This is a genomic window from Streptomyces sp. NPDC000941, from assembly GCF_053599555.1.
Map to the genome: position 1 here is coordinate 1 of NZ_JBSFMM010000261.1, position 14,796 is coordinate 14,796.

A 14,796-nucleotide genomic window follows, 5' to 3' on the forward strand; every position below is an offset into this window, starting at 1 on the left:
AGATCTGCGGTGAGTATGGGACAGCGACACGCCGTCGCGTCGGCGTGTCGCTGTCTCATACTCACCGCAAACCGCCGTGCGTGCGGATCATCATCAAGCCGCCGCATCGCTCTTCTAGCGCAGGGTTGAGATACCGGCCAGGAAGATGTCGACTCCGACGAGGAATTGTTCGCGGTCGTCGTGCTCGCGCAGCTGCGTCGCCGCCGCGTGCACGAACGGGTACTGGCCGGGGTCGATCTGCGCCCATTGCGCGGCAGCGTGCTCCAGGAAGGTCTCTCGGTCCGTGTCGCTGCCGGCGCGGAGCCGTGCGTTCGCGGCGTTCTGCGCAGCGACGCCGAGGACGTAGTTCATGAGCGTGCCGGCCACGTCGACGCGCGCTTTTTCGGGGACGTCGAGGGCGTCCAGCGAGCGGCCGATGCTCTCGTAAAAGTCCAGCAGTGCGGGCCGCCACGGTTGGCGGGAGAGCTCTGCCCCGACCCAGGGATGTGCGTCGATCGCATCGAACAGGCCCAGGGCGAGGCGGCGCAGAGCAGCGCGTGGATCCGCATCGGTGACCGCGCCGGACAGTACGTCGGTGATGACGTCGTCAGCGGCCGTCGCGAGTAGATCGCTCTTGTCCGCGACGTGGTGGTAGATCGCTCCGTAGCCGGTGCTCAGGCGCACGGTGAGCTCGCGCAGCGTCAGCGCCTTCTCGCCGCCGCTGTCCAAGAGCTCGATCGCGGTCTCGATGATCAGCTCTCTCGACAGGCCGGCCGTGCGCCGCGGGGCCCGCGCAGATCCCTTCGCCGTTCTCCTCACCATGGTCCCCAGCATCCCACGGAATGGATCGTCGATCCAACATGGTGCTAGCGTTTTGGAGTGGCGATCCAACGGGAACGTCGCAGCACCCCGCAATGCCCGCAGGCTTGGGAGGAACCCATGACGACACCGGTCACGATCATCGGAGCAGGTCTAGGCGGTCTGACGCTGGCCCGCCTGCTGCACGTGCACGGCATCCCGGCCACGGTCTACGAGGCGGAGCCCTCGCCGGACGCCCGCCGCCAGGGAGGTCTGCTCGACATCCACCCCTACAACGGGCAGGCGGCCCTGGAAGCGGCCGGCCTGATCGAGGAGTTCCGCAAGCTGATCCTGCCCGGCCGCGAGGCGTACCGGGTCCTGGACCAGGCGGGGAACGTGCTGCTCGACCTGCCCGACGACGGCATCGGCGAACACCCCGAAGTGCCGCGCGCAAAGCTGCGGCAGTTGCTGCTCGACTCACTGCCCGCCGGCACTGTCCGCTGGGGGCACAAGGTCACCGCGGTGCGAGACCTCGGCGAGAGCCGCCACGAGGTGAGCTTCGCCGACGGCCCGACGCTCGTCGCGAGCCTGCTCATCGGCGCCGACGGCGCGTGGTCGCGGGTACGCCCGCTGCTCTCCGAGGCCACCCCCGAGTACTTCGGCGTCTGCAGCGTGGAGACGTTCCTGTTCGACAGCGACACCCGCCACCCCGCTTCCGCGAAGGCAGTCGGGGCCGGGTCGCTGTTCGCGCTCGCACCGGGAAAGGGACTGCTGGCCCATCGGGAGGGCGGCGGAACCCTGCACACCTATGCGCAGCTGAGGAAGGTCCAGGACTGGTTCGCCGGCCTCGGCACCACCGATGCCGCAGCCCTGACCGCACGGGTCGTGAAGGAGTTCGACGGCTGGGCCCCTGAACTCACCGCCCTGATCACCGACAGCGACACCCCGCCGGTCCTGCGCCCCATCTTCACACTGCTGGCCGGGCACCGCTGGGACCGCGTGCCGGGGGTGACCCTGCTCGGCGACGCCGCGCACCTCAGGGCGCCGAACGGCGAAGGCGCCAACCTGGCCATGCAGGACGGCGCCGAGCTCGGCCAAGCCCTCGCCGCGTACCCCGACGATGTGGAGGCCGCGCTCGCCGACCACGAACGGGGCATGTTCGCCCGCGCCGCCGCCGTAGAGGCATCAGACGACGACTTCTACACGATCATGATTGATGACGACGCGCCCCACAGCCTGCTCGCCCTGATGACTGGAGCCGAGCAGGACTCGTGACCCACGGCCGCGCTCCGGGGCATGGCGGGCTACGGGAAGCGGGGGAAGGCGGTCCGGTTCGGGGCTCCCCCACACCCCCTTGCAGAAAAGCGTTTGATGCAGAGCAAGTAACCGGGCAAGCAGTTCTTTTAGAGGGGGTGGGGGGAGGCGCCTCGGGAGGTTGGACTCATGGGGTGGAGCAGAGCATCCACGAGGCGGCACGGCGCCCGATGCGCTCCGGACGGCAACGGCGCCCCGGCCCCTCCCCCGCTCCCCGTAGCCCGCCTTCTTTGCGCCAAAGGCGCGAGACGAAAGCGACACCCGCCCACGCCGAATGCCGCTCAGCGGCGCGTGTGATCGACGTGCGCCCTCGCCGAGAGCGAGCGAAGAATTGAATAAAGGCAGTTCAGAGTCGATCTGAGAAGGTGACAGTGATGCGGAACTCGATCGTACGCACCTTGGCCACCGGTGCTGCGGCGGCCCTGCTGGCCAGTGGAGTGGCAGTGACCTCCACGAGTACCGCTTCCGCGACCCCATCGCCCACGCCTTCGCCCACCATGACGGGCAAACACTGCAAGGAGATGAAGCCCAAGACCAAGACGGTCACCCACAACGGCAAGACCTACAAGGTCTGGATTGAGGGCCACAAGGTCTGCGTCATGAAGTGACCGTCATCGGGCACTAGCTCATCCGGTCGAACTCCCCAGCCTTCGCCGCCCGCAGGAACGAGCGGAGCGCGGTCGGGGTCGTGGCTATGACGACCTCCGGGTCGTCGCTCTCGCGGAGGTGGGGGGTTCCCGTGGGGTCTGCGGCGAGTTCCACGCAGTTGGGAGCGTCCCCCGTGCTGAAGCTGGACTTGCGCCACTGAATCGCGGACATACGGACCTCTCCTAGAGCAGGGGATACAGGACGTGCTGGATGAGCCCGAGCGAGTCCTTCGCTGTACGGGTCTCCGGCACGGCCTCGGCATCAAGGGGCGGCAGGGCCAGCTCGCTCAGCCGGGCGAACGACTGCCCGTATTCGGCGACCGATTGACGGTCATCAAGGAACTGGGCCTTGCCCACTTGGTCGACCAACACCGTCCCCAATTCCACCACGTTCGGTTCGATCAGCAGGAACGGGTGGCTGAATGCGCTACGGCCCTCGTCTTCGATCGAGATCACCTGGATCGTCACGTTGGGCAGCCGCGACACCTCGATCAGCCGCAGGAGCTGATCGCGCATCACCGCGCGGCCGCCGTACAGCACGCGCAGCGCCGCCTCATGGATGATCGCGTGCAACCGCGGGGCCCGGTCACCGGTGAGAACTCGCTGGCGCCGCATCCGGAACTCGACGGCCGTCTCGCGCACTTCGTTCACGGCAGGGGAAAAGCCACTGCTGTGGACAGCGGTGGCGTACTCGAAGGTCTGCAGCAACCCTGGGATGAACAGCAGCTCGTAATTGCGCAGGGCGACGGCCCCGGCTTCCAGCTCGGCCAAGTCCAGGTGATTCGCGCCGAGAGTCGCGCCGTAGTCGCTCCACCATCCCTTGCCGGAATCCCGTCCCAGGGCCAGCAAGGCGTCAACGGGGTACGTATATGTACCGCCGAGTGCCCAAGCCAGCTTCCGAAGCCGCTCCTCCGACAGGTTCGTCCGGCCCGCTTCGGCGTTGCTGAGGTGCGGTTGGCGCATCCCCAGCACCTGCGCAGCCTCACCAACAGTCAGCCCTGCCGCCTCTCGCAGCCTGCGCACCTCGACGCCGAACCGGCGCTGTCGATACGTGGGATCGGCCCTGAGTCCCATGCGGATTCCCCTTTCACCTGGGGTGAGTGTTGCGCGGTGCAGGCGGATGCGTCCACTCCGTAACCACCATCCAGCCAACTGGGTTGTACGTATACGCGGCGAGTCGATACCGTACGTATGGCGCCAGTCACAGAAGGCACTCACCCGGAGGCTGCCACATGCGCACGCCCGAAGAGCCCTGGTCCTACGGCCTGTTCATCCCCCACGACCCCCGCGCCGTGGGCGTCGTCCGGGCCACCATCCGCCACGTCCTCAAAGCAGCCCGCCTCGACTGCATCGTCGACACCGCAGAACTGCTCGTCTCCGAGTTGGTCACCAACGCGTACCGCAACACCGAGACCGACTCCTACGTCAGCATGGACTGGGAGCCCGCACCCCCCGACTTCCGCGTCACCGTATGGGACTCCGGCGACGGCCTGCCTCAGCCGGTGCCCGCCCGGGCAGACGACGAGAACGGCCGGGGCCTCGCTCTCGTCGAGCACTGCTCGGACGCGTGGGGCGTGCACGACTACACCGACAAGGACGCGGGCGTCACCGGCAAGGCCGTATGGTTCACGCTCAACCCTCCGCCGCCCACGATCGGGCAAAATGGATGAACATTGGCCTGCAGCGACCGCCCCGCCTGGACGGCCTACGGCACACCGGAGGAGACAGCGCCGTGAGCACTCAGCCCATAGAGGACTCCCACCACGACGAGCCGCTGTTCCCCATGCCGCCGCTGACCGAGCAGGCGCTGCGCGTCGCCGTGCGCTCCCTGGATCTCAGCGCGGCTGTCCGGTTCGAAGAAGAATTCCACAGCGCCTGGCAGGAGGCGGTGCAGACCGACAGCACTGTCCCCATGCACACCTTCCTCCACCGCTGGGGGGTATTCGTGGCGCTGCGGCGCTACCCGGACCGGGCTCGGCGGCTGCACGAACTGGAGGCGGCCGTGGCCGAGGCGCCCAGCATCGAAGACGCCCGGCGCGCCTCGGCCGAGATCGGAAAGCTATTGGATGCCGCGCGCCGCGAGGTCGCCGCGTGAGCGATTGGACCTGGGAGTACCTGCCCGACACGGAAAACGTGGTCGGCGGACTCGACCCCCAGATCAAGCACGATGTGGAGCGGCTTGCTCAGCGGCTGGCCGACGCCGCTGCCGTCAAGTACCTCGGTGACCCACCGGTGCATGAATCCGGGGTGTCGGGATTACTCGACCACGCGGAGGGCCGACTGATCGTCTGGTACCAGGAGCACCGTCGCTTCACCACCGTCTTCATCATCCGGGTGCAGCATTGGCCCGAATCAGGCGGGTCCTGAACAACCACGAGGGCCGCCGGGACCGTCAACACGGTCCGGGCGGCCCTCGTCGTGGCCCAAGAAGAAAACCCTAGGCGTGGACCACGTCCTTCTCCTCCGCGAAGTGGCACGCCGACTCGTGCGCCGCGGGCGAGTCCGAGCCCGCGAAGCGCTCGGGGATGGCGAGGAGGGGGATCTCCTTCGCGCAGCGGTCCTCGGCCTTCCAGCAGCGGGTGCGGAAGCGGCAGCCGGAGGGCGGGTTGGCCGGGGAGGGGACGTCGCCGGCGAGGATGATGCGCTCGCGGCCCTCGCGGGACGCCGGGTCGGGGACCGGGACCGCGGAGAGCAGGGCCTGGGTGTACGGGTGGGTGGGGTGGTCGTAGATCTCGGTGTCGGTGCCGATCTCGGCCATCTTGCCCAGGTACATCACGCCGACGCGGTCGGAGATGTGGCGCACGATGGACAGGTCGTGGGCGATGAAGAGGTAGGAGAGGTTGAACTCGTCCTGCAGCTTCTCCATCAGGTTGATGACCTGTGCCTGCACCGACACATCCAGCGCGGAGACCGGCTCATCACAGATGATGATCTCCGGGTTGAGGGCCAGGCCGCGCGCGATGCCGATGCGCTGGCGCTGACCGCCGGAGAACTGGTGCGGATAGCGGTTGATGTACTCGGGGTTGAGGCCGACGACGTCCAGGAGGTCCTGGACCTTCCGGCGGCGGTCGCCCTTCGGGGCCACCTCGGGGTGGATCTCGAAGGGCTCCCCGATGATGTCGCCCACCGTCATACGGGGGTTCAGCGAGGTGTACGGGTCCTGGAACACCATCTGGATGTTGCGCCGGACGGCCTTGAGGGCGCGGCCGGACAGCCTGGTGATGTCCTGGCCCTTGTAGAAGACCTCGCCCGCGGTCGCGGTCTCCAGGGTCATCAGCAGCTTGGCGACGGTCGACTTGCCGCAGCCGGACTCGCCTACGATGCCGAGGGTTTCGCCCTGGTAGAGGTCGAAGGAGACGCCGTCGACGGCCTTCACCGCGCCGATATGGCGCTTGAAGAGGATGCCCTGGGTCAGCGGGAAGTGCTTGACCAGGTTCCGTACCTGGAGGATGGGCTCGCCGCGCTCGACGGGGGCGTCGATGGCGGCGACGGCCGCCTCCTCGGTGGCGGCCTTGACGACCTCGACCTCGGTGACGTTGGGGGTCGCGTCGGCGGGGGTGGCGTCCACGGCCTCGTCGTTCTTCTCGATGTCAGCCATGGATCGTCTCCTTCCAGAAGTGGCACGCGCTGCCGCGGCCCGGCAGCGGGGTGCCGTCCTGCTCGGTGACCGGCTCCAGCACAGGGACGTCGGTGCGGCAGATGTCCTGCGCCTTGGGGCAGCGCGGGTTGAAGGCGCAGCCGGTCGGGATCTTGAGCAGGTTGGGCGGCAGGCCCTTGATCGCGTAGAGCTCCTGGCCCTTGCGGTCCAGGCGCGGGATCGACTCCAGCAGACCCCGGGTGTACGGGTGGGCCGGGCGCTTGTAGAGCTCATGGACGGGGGCGGTCTCGACGATCCGGCCCGCGTACATCACCGCGATCTTGTCGGCGACGTCGGCGACGACGCCGAGGTCGTGGGTGATCAGGATCAGACCCATGTGGTACTCGCGCTGAAGCTCCGCGAGCAGCTCCATGACCTGGGCCTGGACGGTCACGTCCAGGGCGGTGGTGGGCTCGTCGGCGATGATCAGATCGGGTTCCAGGGCGAGCGCCATCGCGATCATGATGCGCTGGCGCATACCGCCGGAGAACTGATGCGGATAGTCGCTGACGCGCTCCTTCGCCGCCGGGATGCGCACCCGGTCCATCAGTTCGATGGCCTTGGCCTTGGCCGCCTTCTTGGACAGGCCCTGGTGGACCCGGAACATCTCGCCGAGCTGGTAGCCGACGGAGAGCACCGGGTTCAGGGAGGACAGCGCGTCCTGGAAGATCATCGCGATCTTGTTGCCGCGGATCTTCCGGCGCTCCTCGCCGGACATCTTCAGCATGTCCTGACCGCGGAAGAGGATCTCGCCCTGCGGGATCTTGCCCGGGGGCATATCGAGGATGCCCATGATCGCCTGCGCGGTCACGGACTTTCCGGAGCCGGACTCACCGAGCACGGCGAGGGTTTCGCCCGCGTCCACGCTGTAGTTGACTCCGTTGACGGCCTTGGCGATGCCGTCGCGGGTGTGGAACTCGACGTGCAGATCGCGCACCTCGAGCAGCTTGCCACCGCTGTCCTCGCCCGAGCGGGGCGCGGGGACGCCCGCAGGCATGTCGGTGATGGTCACGTACGCCTCCCTCAGCGCAGCTTCGGGTCGAGGGCTTCGCGCACGGCGTCACCCATCATGATGAACGCCAGCACGGTGATGCTCAGGGCGCCGGCCGGGAAGAGCAGTACGTGCGGGAAGTTACGGATGAACTGGGTGCCGTCCGAGATGTCACTGCCCCAGGAGATGGAGTCGTCACTGAGCCCGAGACCCAGATAGGACAGCGTCGACTCGGCGACGATGTACGTGCCGAGCGAGATGGTCGCGACGACGATCACCGGTGCGATCGCGTTCGGCAGGATGTGCCGGAACAGGATCCGCCTGGTGCCGGCGCCCAGGGCCTTGGCCGCGACGACGTAGTCCGCGTGTTTGGTCGTGATGACCGCGCCTCGCATGACACGGGTGATCTGCGTCCAGCCCAGGAAGGCCAGCGCGCCCATGACCACCCAGACGGTGCGGTGGGTGAACGCGTTGAGCACGACCATCGAGCCGAGCAGGAACGGGATGCCGAAGAACACGTCGGTCAGACGTGAGATGAGGCTGTCCCAGAACCCGCCGAAGTAGCCGGCGAGCATGCCCATCAGACCGCCGAAGACGGTGACGAGGATCGTCACGCCGAGGCCGACGATGATCGAGTTGCGAGCGCCGTAGAGCACCCGCGCGTACAGGCTGCGGCCCGTGCCGTCGTAGCCGAACCAGTCCTCCTGGAAGACATGGCCGAGGTTCGGCTTGCCCAGGAAGTGGTTGGCCTGGTCGCCGGTGGTCGGGCTGGCGCTGGTGAACAGCCCCGGGAACGCGGCGACGACCAGGACCAGCAGGACCAGCAGCCCCGAGATCACGAACAGCGGATTGCGGCGCAGACCCCGCCAGGCGTCGGCACCGAGGCTGCGCGGCTTCTCGGGCGCCGGACCGGCATCCGTGGTGACGGGCGTGGACCCGGCGACCGCGGCGGCTTCCTCGCTCGCGGACGAGGTCTTGGTGAGGTCAGGCATAACGAATCCTCGGGTCCAGGACCGCGTAGAGCAGGTCGACGAGCAGGCTGGCGAGGAGATAGACGAGCACCAGGACGGTGACGATGCCGACGATGACCGCACCCTCGCGGCGCGCCAGCGCCTCGAAGAGCAGGTTGCCGACGCCGGTCACATTGAAGATGCCCTCCGTCACGACGGCGCCGGCCATGAGGCTGCCGATGTCGGTGCCGAGGTAGGTGACCACGGGGATCAGCGAGTTGCGCAGCAGGTGCACCGTGATGATCCGCCTGCGCGGCAGACCCTTGGCGGTAGCCGTGCGGATGTAGTCGGCGGACCGGTTCTCCGCGATCGAGGTGCGGGTCAGCCGGGCCACGTACGCGAGGCCGACCATGCCGAGCACCAGGGCCGGGACCATCAGCTGACTGAAGTTGGTGGAGTCCTGGACGGTCGGTGTGATCCATCCGAGGTCGTTTCCGAAGTACAGCTGGCAAACCAGACCGATGACGAAGATCGGGACGGAGATGACCACCAGGGTGAACAGCGTGACAGCGGTGTCAACGATCTTGCCGAGCCGGATGCCGGCGATGACGCCCAGGGTGATACCGACGACGAGCTCGAAGGTCCAGGCCATGGCGGCGAGCCGCATTGACACCGGGAACGCCCGCGTGATCTCGTCGAGGACCGGCCGGTTACCGGCGATGGTCCGACCGAAGTCTCCCTGGAGCAGACCCCACATGTAGTGCAGGTACTGCTTCCACAGCGGAAGGTCCAGCCCTCGGTCGTGCCGGATCTGCGCGACCTGCGCAGGGTCCGGCGGCTTGTCCCCCCACAGCGCCCGTACAGGGTCGCCGGGTAGCACGTTGACCATGAGGAAGATCAACAGCGTCGTCCCGATGAACACCGGGATCATCTGGAGCAGTCGCCTCGCGACGTAGCGCCCCATAGGTGCCTCCGTCCAATCCGGAGCCGCCCGCAGCGGCGCCCGGTATCACCGGGCGCCGCTGCGGGGCGCAATGCTCCGTTAGCGACTTACTTCTTGAAGACCTCGACGTTCCACAGGATGGGGTCGCCGGCCTGGTCGAACTCGATCTTCTTCACGTTGTTCGAGTAGGCCGAGTTGACCTTGTTGTAGAACGTGGGGATGCCAGGCATCGTGTTCTGCAGTTCCTTCTCGGCGTCCTGGTACAGCTTCGCCGAGTCGTCAACCGTCTTGGCCCGGTCGGCCTTCTTCACCAGCGAGTCGAACTTCGGGTCGGAGAAGTCGCCCTTGTTGCCGTCCACGCCCGTGCCGTACAGGTCGGCGAGGAAGTTGCCGTTGAACGGGTAGTCGAGCACCCAGCCGGAGCGGTAGATCGACTTGACCTTCTTCTGGTCACGGATCTCGGTGTCGGCCTGGAAGTCGGTGGTCGGGTCGCCCACGCACTTCACGCCGGTCACCTTGGTGATGCTGTTGCAGACCGCGGTGACCCAGCCCTTGTGCGGCTGGTCGGCGTTGTACTGGATCGAGATCTTGTTGCCCGGGACGCCGCCGCCTTCCTTGATGAGCTGCTTCGCCTTGTCCGGGTTGAACTTGCAGTACTCACCGCACGCGTCGGCCTGGTAGCCCTTCACGCCCTTGGCGACCCAGCCGGTGGCCGGCTCACGGTTGCCGAAGAAGGTGGTCTTGGCGATGGTGGGGCGGTCGATCGCCATCGACAGGCCCTGGATGACCTTGACGTCGATGTTCTTCCACTGCTTCGTGTAGAAGGCAGGGTTGATCGTGTTGAGCGCGGAGAAGTCGGTGTTGATCGCGCGGTCGCCGAAGTCCTGCTTGTAGTTGGCGAGCTCGCTGTCCGGCACCAGCGGCATGCTGTCGACGTTGTCCGAGCGCAGGTCGTTGTACGCGGCCTGCGGCGACGTGTACGCCTTGAAGTTGATGCCGCCGTTCTTCGGCTTGGTGTCACCCTTGTAGCCGTCCCAGGCGGAGACCTGGATCGACTTCTTGTGCTCCCAGCTCTTGAACTTGTACGGACCGTTACCGACCGGGCTCTCGCCGAACTTCTTCGGGTCCTTCAGCGCGCCCGAGGGCAGCGGGTAGAAGGAGGAGTAGGCGAGCTTGTACGCGAAGTACGGGATCGGGTTCGACAGCTTGATGGTGAAGCTGTTGTCGTCGACGACCTTCAGCCCGGACATGGTCGTGGCCTTGGCCTTGCCCTTCTCCGGGTGGACCTTGTCGTACCCCTCGATGTCGCGGTACCAGGCACTGTTCTGCATGCCATTGGCCGGGTTGGCGTCCCAGTTCCAGGTGTCCACGTAGGACTTGGCCGTGACCTTCTCACCGTTGTGGAACGTCCACCCCGGCTTCAGCTTGACGGTCCACACGCTGTTGTCGCCGTTCGGCGTGACCGACTCGGCGTTCTCGTACGTGATGTTGCCGGACTTGTCGTAGCCGACAAGGCCCGTGAAGAGGGAGTCGATAACGACGCTGCCGTACGCCTCCATGGTGTTGGCCGGCATCAGCGAGTTCTGCGGCTCACCGTTGGCGTAGCTGACGATCCCCTTGGGATCGATCTTCTTGTTGGCATTGTCGCTGCCCTTGTCGTCGCCACCACCGCACGCGGTGGCAGCGAGAGAGACGACGCCGGCTATGGCAACCCACTTGGCGCTCTTGGCACCACGCATGGGGCTCCTCCTCATGAGTCCACTGTCACTACAGAAAGGGGCAACCGGAGACACGCTGACACCCCTGACAGCGAACGGGACCGGAACCCCCCGTGTGCTCGTAGGGCGGCGCTCCCCACAGCGCGTGACCCATCGACCCGAGCCCAACGGACCCAATAATTGAGCACGACAGTCCCGTAAACCACACTTAAAGGGTCTCGCTTTGGTCACGAGATCTACGCGCGGAGCTTCGAAATCCGGACAAATCTGCCGCAGACAGACACACGCGAAACGGACTGTTAACACATCATGCGGAGTGCAGTCACCGATAATCGGACGATGATCGCCGAATAAGGGCTTGACTGACATCTTGTTGACATGGCAAGAGCCCGGACCCCGCCCTTCGTGGGCAGGAATTCCGGGCTCTTGGCATATGCAGGACGCCATACCGGCCGATTACGCCAGGTAATCGGCCGGTATTACTTTTGCTGGTGCTTTTGTGTTAGCGCTTCGCGCGGGCGGCGGTGCGGGCGCGGTCCTTGTGGTCCAGCACCAGCTTGCGGATACGGACCGTCTCCGGCGTCACCTCGACGCACTCGTCGTCGCGGCAGAACTCCAGGGACTGCTCCAGCGAGAGCATCCGCGGCGGGACCAGGGACTCGGTCACATCCGCCGTCGAGGACCGCATATTGGTGAGCTTCTTCTCCTTGGTGATGTTCACGTCCATGTCGTCGGAGCGGGAGTTCTCGCCGACGATCATGCCCTCGTACACCTCGGTGCCCGGGGAGACGAACAGCGTGCCGCGCTCCTGGAGGTTGGTCATCGCGAAGGCGGTCACCGCGCCCGAGCGGTCGGCCACCAGCGAGCCGCTGTTACGGGTGCGCAGCTCGCCGAACCACGGCTCGTGGCCCTCGAAGATGGAGTGTGCGATACCGGTGCCGCGGGTGTCGGTCAGGAACTCCGTACGGAAGCCGATCAGACCGCGGGCGGGGACGACGAACTCCATCCGGACCCATCCGGAGCCGTGGTTGGTCATCGTCTCCATACGGCCCTTGCGCGACGCCATCAGCTGAGTGATGGCGCCCAGGTGCTCCTCCGGGCTGTCGATGGTCATCCGCTCGACCGGCTCGTGGACCTTGCCGTCGATCTCCTTGGTGACCACCTGCGGCTTGCCGACAGTCAGCTCGTGGCCCTCGCGGCGCATGGTCTCCACCAGGATCGCCAGCGCCAGCTCGCCACGGCCCTGGACCTCCCAGGCATCCGGGCGCTCGGTCGGCAGTACGCGCAGCGAGACGTTGCCGACCAGCTCCTTGTCGAGCCGGTCCTTGACCATCCGGGCGGTGACCTTGTGGCCCTTGCCGCCCTTGCCGACCAGCGGCGAGGTATTGGTCCCGATGGTCATCGAGATGGCCGGCTCGTCGACCGTGATCAGCGGGAGTGCGATCGGGTTCTCGGGGTCGGCCAGGGTCTCGCCGATCATGATCTCCGGGATGCCCGCGACCGCGCAGATGTCACCGGGCCCGGCCACCTCGGCGGGCTTACGGGTCAGCGCCTCGGTCATCAGCAGCTCGGTGATCCGGACGTTGGAAATCGAGCCGTCACGCTTGATCCAGGCGACGGTCTGCCCCTTCTTCAGCTCGCCCTGCTCGACGCGGAGCAGCGCGATACGGCCGAGGAAGTTGTCCGCGTCCAGGTTGGTGACATGGGCCTGGAGGGGGGCGCTGGCGTCGTACTCGGGGGCCGGGATGGTGGTCAGGAGGGTGGAGAAGAAGGGCTGCAGACTGTCGCTGTCGGCCGGGACGGTGCCGTCCTCCGGCTTGTTCAGCGAGGCCACGCCGTCGCGGGCGCAGGCGTAGACGATCGGGAACTCGATCTGCTCCTCGGTCGCGTCCAGATCCAGGAAGAGGTCGTACGTCTCGTTGACGACCGCGTCGATCCGGGCGTCCGGGCGGTCGGTCTTGTTGATGCACAGGATGACCGGCAGCTTGGCCTGCAGCGCCTTGCGCAGCACGAAGCGGGTCTGCGGCAGCGGGCCCTCGGAGGCGTCCACCAGCAGCACCACCGCGTCGACCATGGACAGACCGCGCTCGACCTCACCGCCGAAGTCGGCGTGGCCGGGGGTGTCGATGATGTTGATGGTGACGGGGTCCCCGCCGTCCGCCGGGTGGTACTTGACGGCGGTGTTCTTGGCGAGAATGGTGATGCCCTTCTCGCGCTCCAGGTCGTTGGAGTCCATGACCCGGTCGTCCACGTGCTGGTGGGCGGCGAACGCGCCGGCCTGCTTGAGCATGGCATCGACGAGGGTCGTCTTGCCGTGGTCGACGTGGGCGACGATGGCAACGTTACGGATGTCGTGGCGCGTGGGCACTGCGGCGCTTCTCCCGGAATCGTGGATGGCGGCGCACCGTCCGGCACGCCCGCCTGCCGGGCAGATCACGCCACGGCCTCACCCCATGGTACGTGGACGGGGCGGTAACGCCCGCCCCGCCCGTACCGGGCCGAGGGACCGGACTCAGGCGCGCGCGGGGTCGCCCTCGCGACAGCCCAGGCGGGCGGCCTCGCGCGAGTCGTCGCTCGCCTCCTTGGAGAGCTTCTCGCCGCACTCCAGGATGATCTCGGCTTCGGTGGGGTCCCACGACACCACATGGCCGGAGCCGACCGTCTTGTCGCCGCAGGCATACCGGAAATCGGCCTCGACCAGGTCGTACGCGGTGGCCGTGACATAGCGGCCGGACGTCTTGGCGGTCCGCACACCGTAGGAGTCGTGCTTGTCGTGCGTGGTCGTTCGCCCAGTCCGGTCGACCAGGGTGAACGCGTCGCCGAGGGTCGGCTTCAGGTGTTGGGCGAGACCGCGGATCACCTGCTTCGCGGGCAGGGCGGCGCCCTCGGCGCGGACGGAGACGGTGTAGCGGGCCACCGGCTTGACGCCACGGGTACTGACCTTGTGGCCGCTCTTCTGTGTGGTGACCGCCATGGCGTTCACCACCGGGTGCCGGGAGACGTTCAGCCAGGTGTACGTGCCGTCGGCGCACGCCTTTTTGGCCGCGATGTTCTGGGCGGCGCCGCGGGCGGCCCCGTCGGAGCCGCCCGACGTACAGCCCGCGGCCCCCGCCATGATCGCTACGGCCGCGAGCGCCGTGGTCAATCCGTGCTTCATACCGTCCTCCCCCATGTGTCCGGTGTCGTGATCGCTCGTCATGCTTCACGTCGATCGGCGTACCGGACAAGGGAGTTGAGGCAGTCCTGAGGGTTACTTCCGGAAGCCGATGTCCTGGTAGCGCGGAGTGGCGAAGCCGAAGGCGCCCGCGTTGACCACCTTCTTTCCGGCCGCGACCAGCTGGGGGCGCTGGTAGAGCGGGATGGACCCGGCCGCCGCCCAGATGCGCGCGTCCGCGCGGCTGACCAGGGTCCGGGAGGAGCCGGAGTCCAGCTCGGCGACGGCCTCGTCGAAGAGCTGGTCGATCTGGTCCGTGCCCACCCGGGTGTAGTTCTGCTCGACGACCAGCGAGCCGTCGGCAGCGGGCTGCGGCTTGGCGTAGATCGGGCGGGCGTCGGTGGCGGGGTAGGCGCTGGCGGGCCAGGAGTAGAGGGCCAGGTCGTAGTTGCCGGAGGCGATGTGGTCCTTGAAGTAGCCGCTGCCCGAGACCTTGGTGATCTTGGTGCGGACGCCGATCCCCTCCAGCATCCGCGCGATGCGCGCGCTGACCTTGCCCAGCGGGGCGGTGCCGGCCCCGGTCGGCACCACGAAGCGCAGCTCGAGCGGCGCACCGCCAGGGCACCCGCCTGGGCTGCGTCGAGGAGATCGCCATGTACATGGGC

General features: G+C 67.2%; 15 protein-coding genes and 1 pseudogene. 5 read left to right on the forward strand and 11 right to left on the reverse strand.

Going from position 1 to position 14,796, the window contains the following annotated elements:
• Positions 1 to 114: 114 nt before the first annotated feature.
• Complete coding sequence (locus ACWDSL_RS46245) at positions 115 to 801, reverse strand: TetR/AcrR family transcriptional regulator (protein WP_450494862.1); 687 nt, start codon at positions 799 to 801, stop codon at positions 115 to 117.
• A 117-nt stretch (positions 802 to 918) separates the two neighbouring features.
• Between ACWDSL_RS46245 and ACWDSL_RS46250 the strand changes: the two genes are divergently transcribed.
• Together ACWDSL_RS46250 and ACWDSL_RS46255 are read left to right on the forward strand one after the other, a co-directional pair.
• The gene (locus ACWDSL_RS46250; RefSeq protein ID WP_450494842.1) at positions 919 to 2,052 is read left to right on the forward strand and encodes an FAD-dependent oxidoreductase; all 1,134 of its coding nucleotides are present in this window, start codon (positions 919 to 921) and stop codon (positions 2,050 to 2,052) included.
• Positions 2,053 to 2,465: 413 nt separating this feature from the next.
• A complete protein-coding gene (locus ACWDSL_RS46255; RefSeq protein ID WP_450494844.1) occupies positions 2,466 to 2,699 on the forward strand; it encodes a hypothetical protein in 234 nt (77 codons plus the stop codon).
• Positions 2,700 to 2,712: 13 nt separating this feature from the next.
• Here the strand turns inward: ACWDSL_RS46255 and ACWDSL_RS46260 are convergent, their stop codons facing one another.
• Both ACWDSL_RS46260 and ACWDSL_RS46265 read right to left on the reverse strand, forming a co-directional pair.
• Complete coding sequence (locus ACWDSL_RS46260) at positions 2,713 to 2,910, reverse strand: DUF397 domain-containing protein (RefSeq protein ID WP_450494846.1); 198 nt, start codon at positions 2,908 to 2,910, stop codon at positions 2,713 to 2,715.
• An 11-nt stretch (positions 2,911 to 2,921) separates the two neighbouring features.
• Complete coding sequence (locus tag ACWDSL_RS46265) at positions 2,922 to 3,812, reverse strand: helix-turn-helix domain-containing protein (RefSeq protein WP_450494847.1); 891 nt, start codon at positions 3,810 to 3,812, stop codon at positions 2,922 to 2,924.
• A 158-nt stretch (positions 3,813 to 3,970) separates the two neighbouring features.
• Here ACWDSL_RS46265 and ACWDSL_RS46270 point away from each other — a divergent pair, with 158 nt between their 5' ends.
• From ACWDSL_RS46270 to ACWDSL_RS46280, 3 genes are all read left to right on the forward strand, one after another.
• A complete protein-coding gene (locus ACWDSL_RS46270; protein ID WP_450494848.1) occupies positions 3,971 to 4,408 on the forward strand; it encodes an ATP-binding protein in 438 nt (145 codons plus the stop codon).
• A 62-nt stretch (positions 4,409 to 4,470) separates the two neighbouring features.
• Complete coding sequence (locus ACWDSL_RS46275; protein ID WP_450494849.1) at positions 4,471 to 4,833, forward strand: hypothetical protein; 363 nt, start codon at positions 4,471 to 4,473, stop codon at positions 4,831 to 4,833.
• Entirely contained in the window at positions 4,830 to 5,105 is a 276-nt protein-coding gene (locus tag ACWDSL_RS46280) for a hypothetical protein (RefSeq protein ID WP_450494850.1), read from the forward strand. Before ACWDSL_RS46275 ends, ACWDSL_RS46280 begins: the two co-directional genes overlap by 4 nt.
• Positions 5,106 to 5,175: 70 nt before the next feature.
• Here the strand turns inward: ACWDSL_RS46280 and ACWDSL_RS46285 are convergent, their stop codons facing one another.
• From ACWDSL_RS46285 to ACWDSL_RS46320, 8 genes and pseudogenes are all read right to left on the reverse strand, one after another.
• Complete coding sequence (locus ACWDSL_RS46285; protein WP_450494852.1) at positions 5,176 to 6,336, reverse strand: ABC transporter ATP-binding protein; 1,161 nt, start codon at positions 6,334 to 6,336, stop codon at positions 5,176 to 5,178.
• Positions 6,329 to 7,372 carry an ABC transporter ATP-binding protein gene (locus ACWDSL_RS46290; protein WP_450494864.1) on the reverse strand — a complete coding sequence of 348 codons (1,044 nt, stop codon included), beginning with the start codon at positions 7,370 to 7,372 and terminating at the stop codon, positions 6,329 to 6,331. The genes ACWDSL_RS46285 and ACWDSL_RS46290 overlap by 8 nt, the downstream gene beginning before the upstream one ends.
• A gap of 26 nt (positions 7,373 to 7,398) precedes the next feature.
• The gene (locus ACWDSL_RS46295) at positions 7,399 to 8,358 is read right to left on the reverse strand and encodes an ABC transporter permease (protein ID WP_450494853.1); all 960 of its coding nucleotides are present in this window, start codon (positions 8,356 to 8,358) and stop codon (positions 7,399 to 7,401) included.
• The gene (locus ACWDSL_RS46300) at positions 8,351 to 9,280 is read right to left on the reverse strand and encodes an ABC transporter permease (RefSeq protein WP_450494855.1); all 930 of its coding nucleotides are present in this window, start codon (positions 9,278 to 9,280) and stop codon (positions 8,351 to 8,353) included. The genes ACWDSL_RS46295 and ACWDSL_RS46300 overlap by 8 nt, the downstream gene beginning before the upstream one ends.
• Before the next feature lie 86 nt (positions 9,281 to 9,366).
• Positions 9,367 to 10,998, reverse strand: a complete 1,632-nt coding sequence (locus ACWDSL_RS46305; protein WP_450494857.1) for a peptide ABC transporter substrate-binding protein — start codon at positions 10,996 to 10,998, stop codon at positions 9,367 to 9,369.
• A gap of 481 nt (positions 10,999 to 11,479) precedes the next feature.
• Positions 11,480 to 13,345: a translational GTPase TypA gene (gene typA / locus ACWDSL_RS46310; RefSeq protein ID WP_450494859.1), complete on the reverse strand. Its 1,866-nt coding sequence runs from the start codon at positions 13,343 to 13,345 to the stop codon at positions 11,480 to 11,482.
• Between the two features lie 144 nt (positions 13,346 to 13,489).
• Positions 13,490 to 14,134, reverse strand: coding sequence for a hypothetical protein (locus tag ACWDSL_RS46315; protein ID WP_450494860.1), 645 nt, complete (start codon positions 14,132 to 14,134; stop codon positions 13,490 to 13,492).
• Positions 14,135 to 14,227: 93 nt separating this feature from the next.
• Positions 14,228 to 14,796, reverse strand: a pseudogene (locus ACWDSL_RS46320) (ABC transporter family substrate-binding protein); the annotation flags it as partial.

Coding starts and splice junctions, on each gene's coding strand:
- ACWDSL_RS46305 (WP_450494857.1), bottom strand. CDS start 10,998: ATGCGTGGTGCCAAGAGCGCCAAGTGGGTTGCCATAGCCGGCGTCGTC.
- ACWDSL_RS46270 (WP_450494848.1), top strand. CDS start 3,971: ATGCGCACGCCCGAAGAGCCCTGGTCCTACGGCCTGTTCATCCCCCAC.
- ACWDSL_RS46250 (WP_450494842.1), top strand. CDS start 919: ATGACGACACCGGTCACGATCATCGGAGCAGGTCTAGGCGGTCTGACG.
- ACWDSL_RS46255 (WP_450494844.1), top strand. CDS start 2,466: ATGCGGAACTCGATCGTACGCACCTTGGCCACCGGTGCTGCGGCGGCC.
- ACWDSL_RS46245 (WP_450494862.1), bottom strand. CDS start 801: ATGGTGAGGAGAACGGCGAAGGGATCTGCGCGGGCCCCGCGGCGCACG.
- ACWDSL_RS46290 (WP_450494864.1), bottom strand. CDS start 7,372: ATGCCTGCGGGCGTCCCCGCGCCCCGCTCGGGCGAGGACAGCGGTGGC.
- ACWDSL_RS46300 (WP_450494855.1), bottom strand. CDS start 9,280: ATGGGGCGCTACGTCGCGAGGCGACTGCTCCAGATGATCCCGGTGTTC.
- ACWDSL_RS46285 (WP_450494852.1), bottom strand. CDS start 6,336: ATGGCTGACATCGAGAAGAACGACGAGGCCGTGGACGCCACCCCCGCC.
- ACWDSL_RS46265 (WP_450494847.1), bottom strand. CDS start 3,812: ATGGGACTCAGGGCCGATCCCACGTATCGACAGCGCCGGTTCGGCGTC.
- ACWDSL_RS46295 (WP_450494853.1), bottom strand. CDS start 8,358: ATGCCTGACCTCACCAAGACCTCGTCCGCGAGCGAGGAAGCCGCCGCG.
- ACWDSL_RS46315 (WP_450494860.1), bottom strand. CDS start 14,134: ATGAAGCACGGATTGACCACGGCGCTCGCGGCCGTAGCGATCATGGCG.
- ACWDSL_RS46260 (WP_450494846.1), bottom strand. CDS start 2,910: ATGTCCGCGATTCAGTGGCGCAAGTCCAGCTTCAGCACGGGGGACGCT.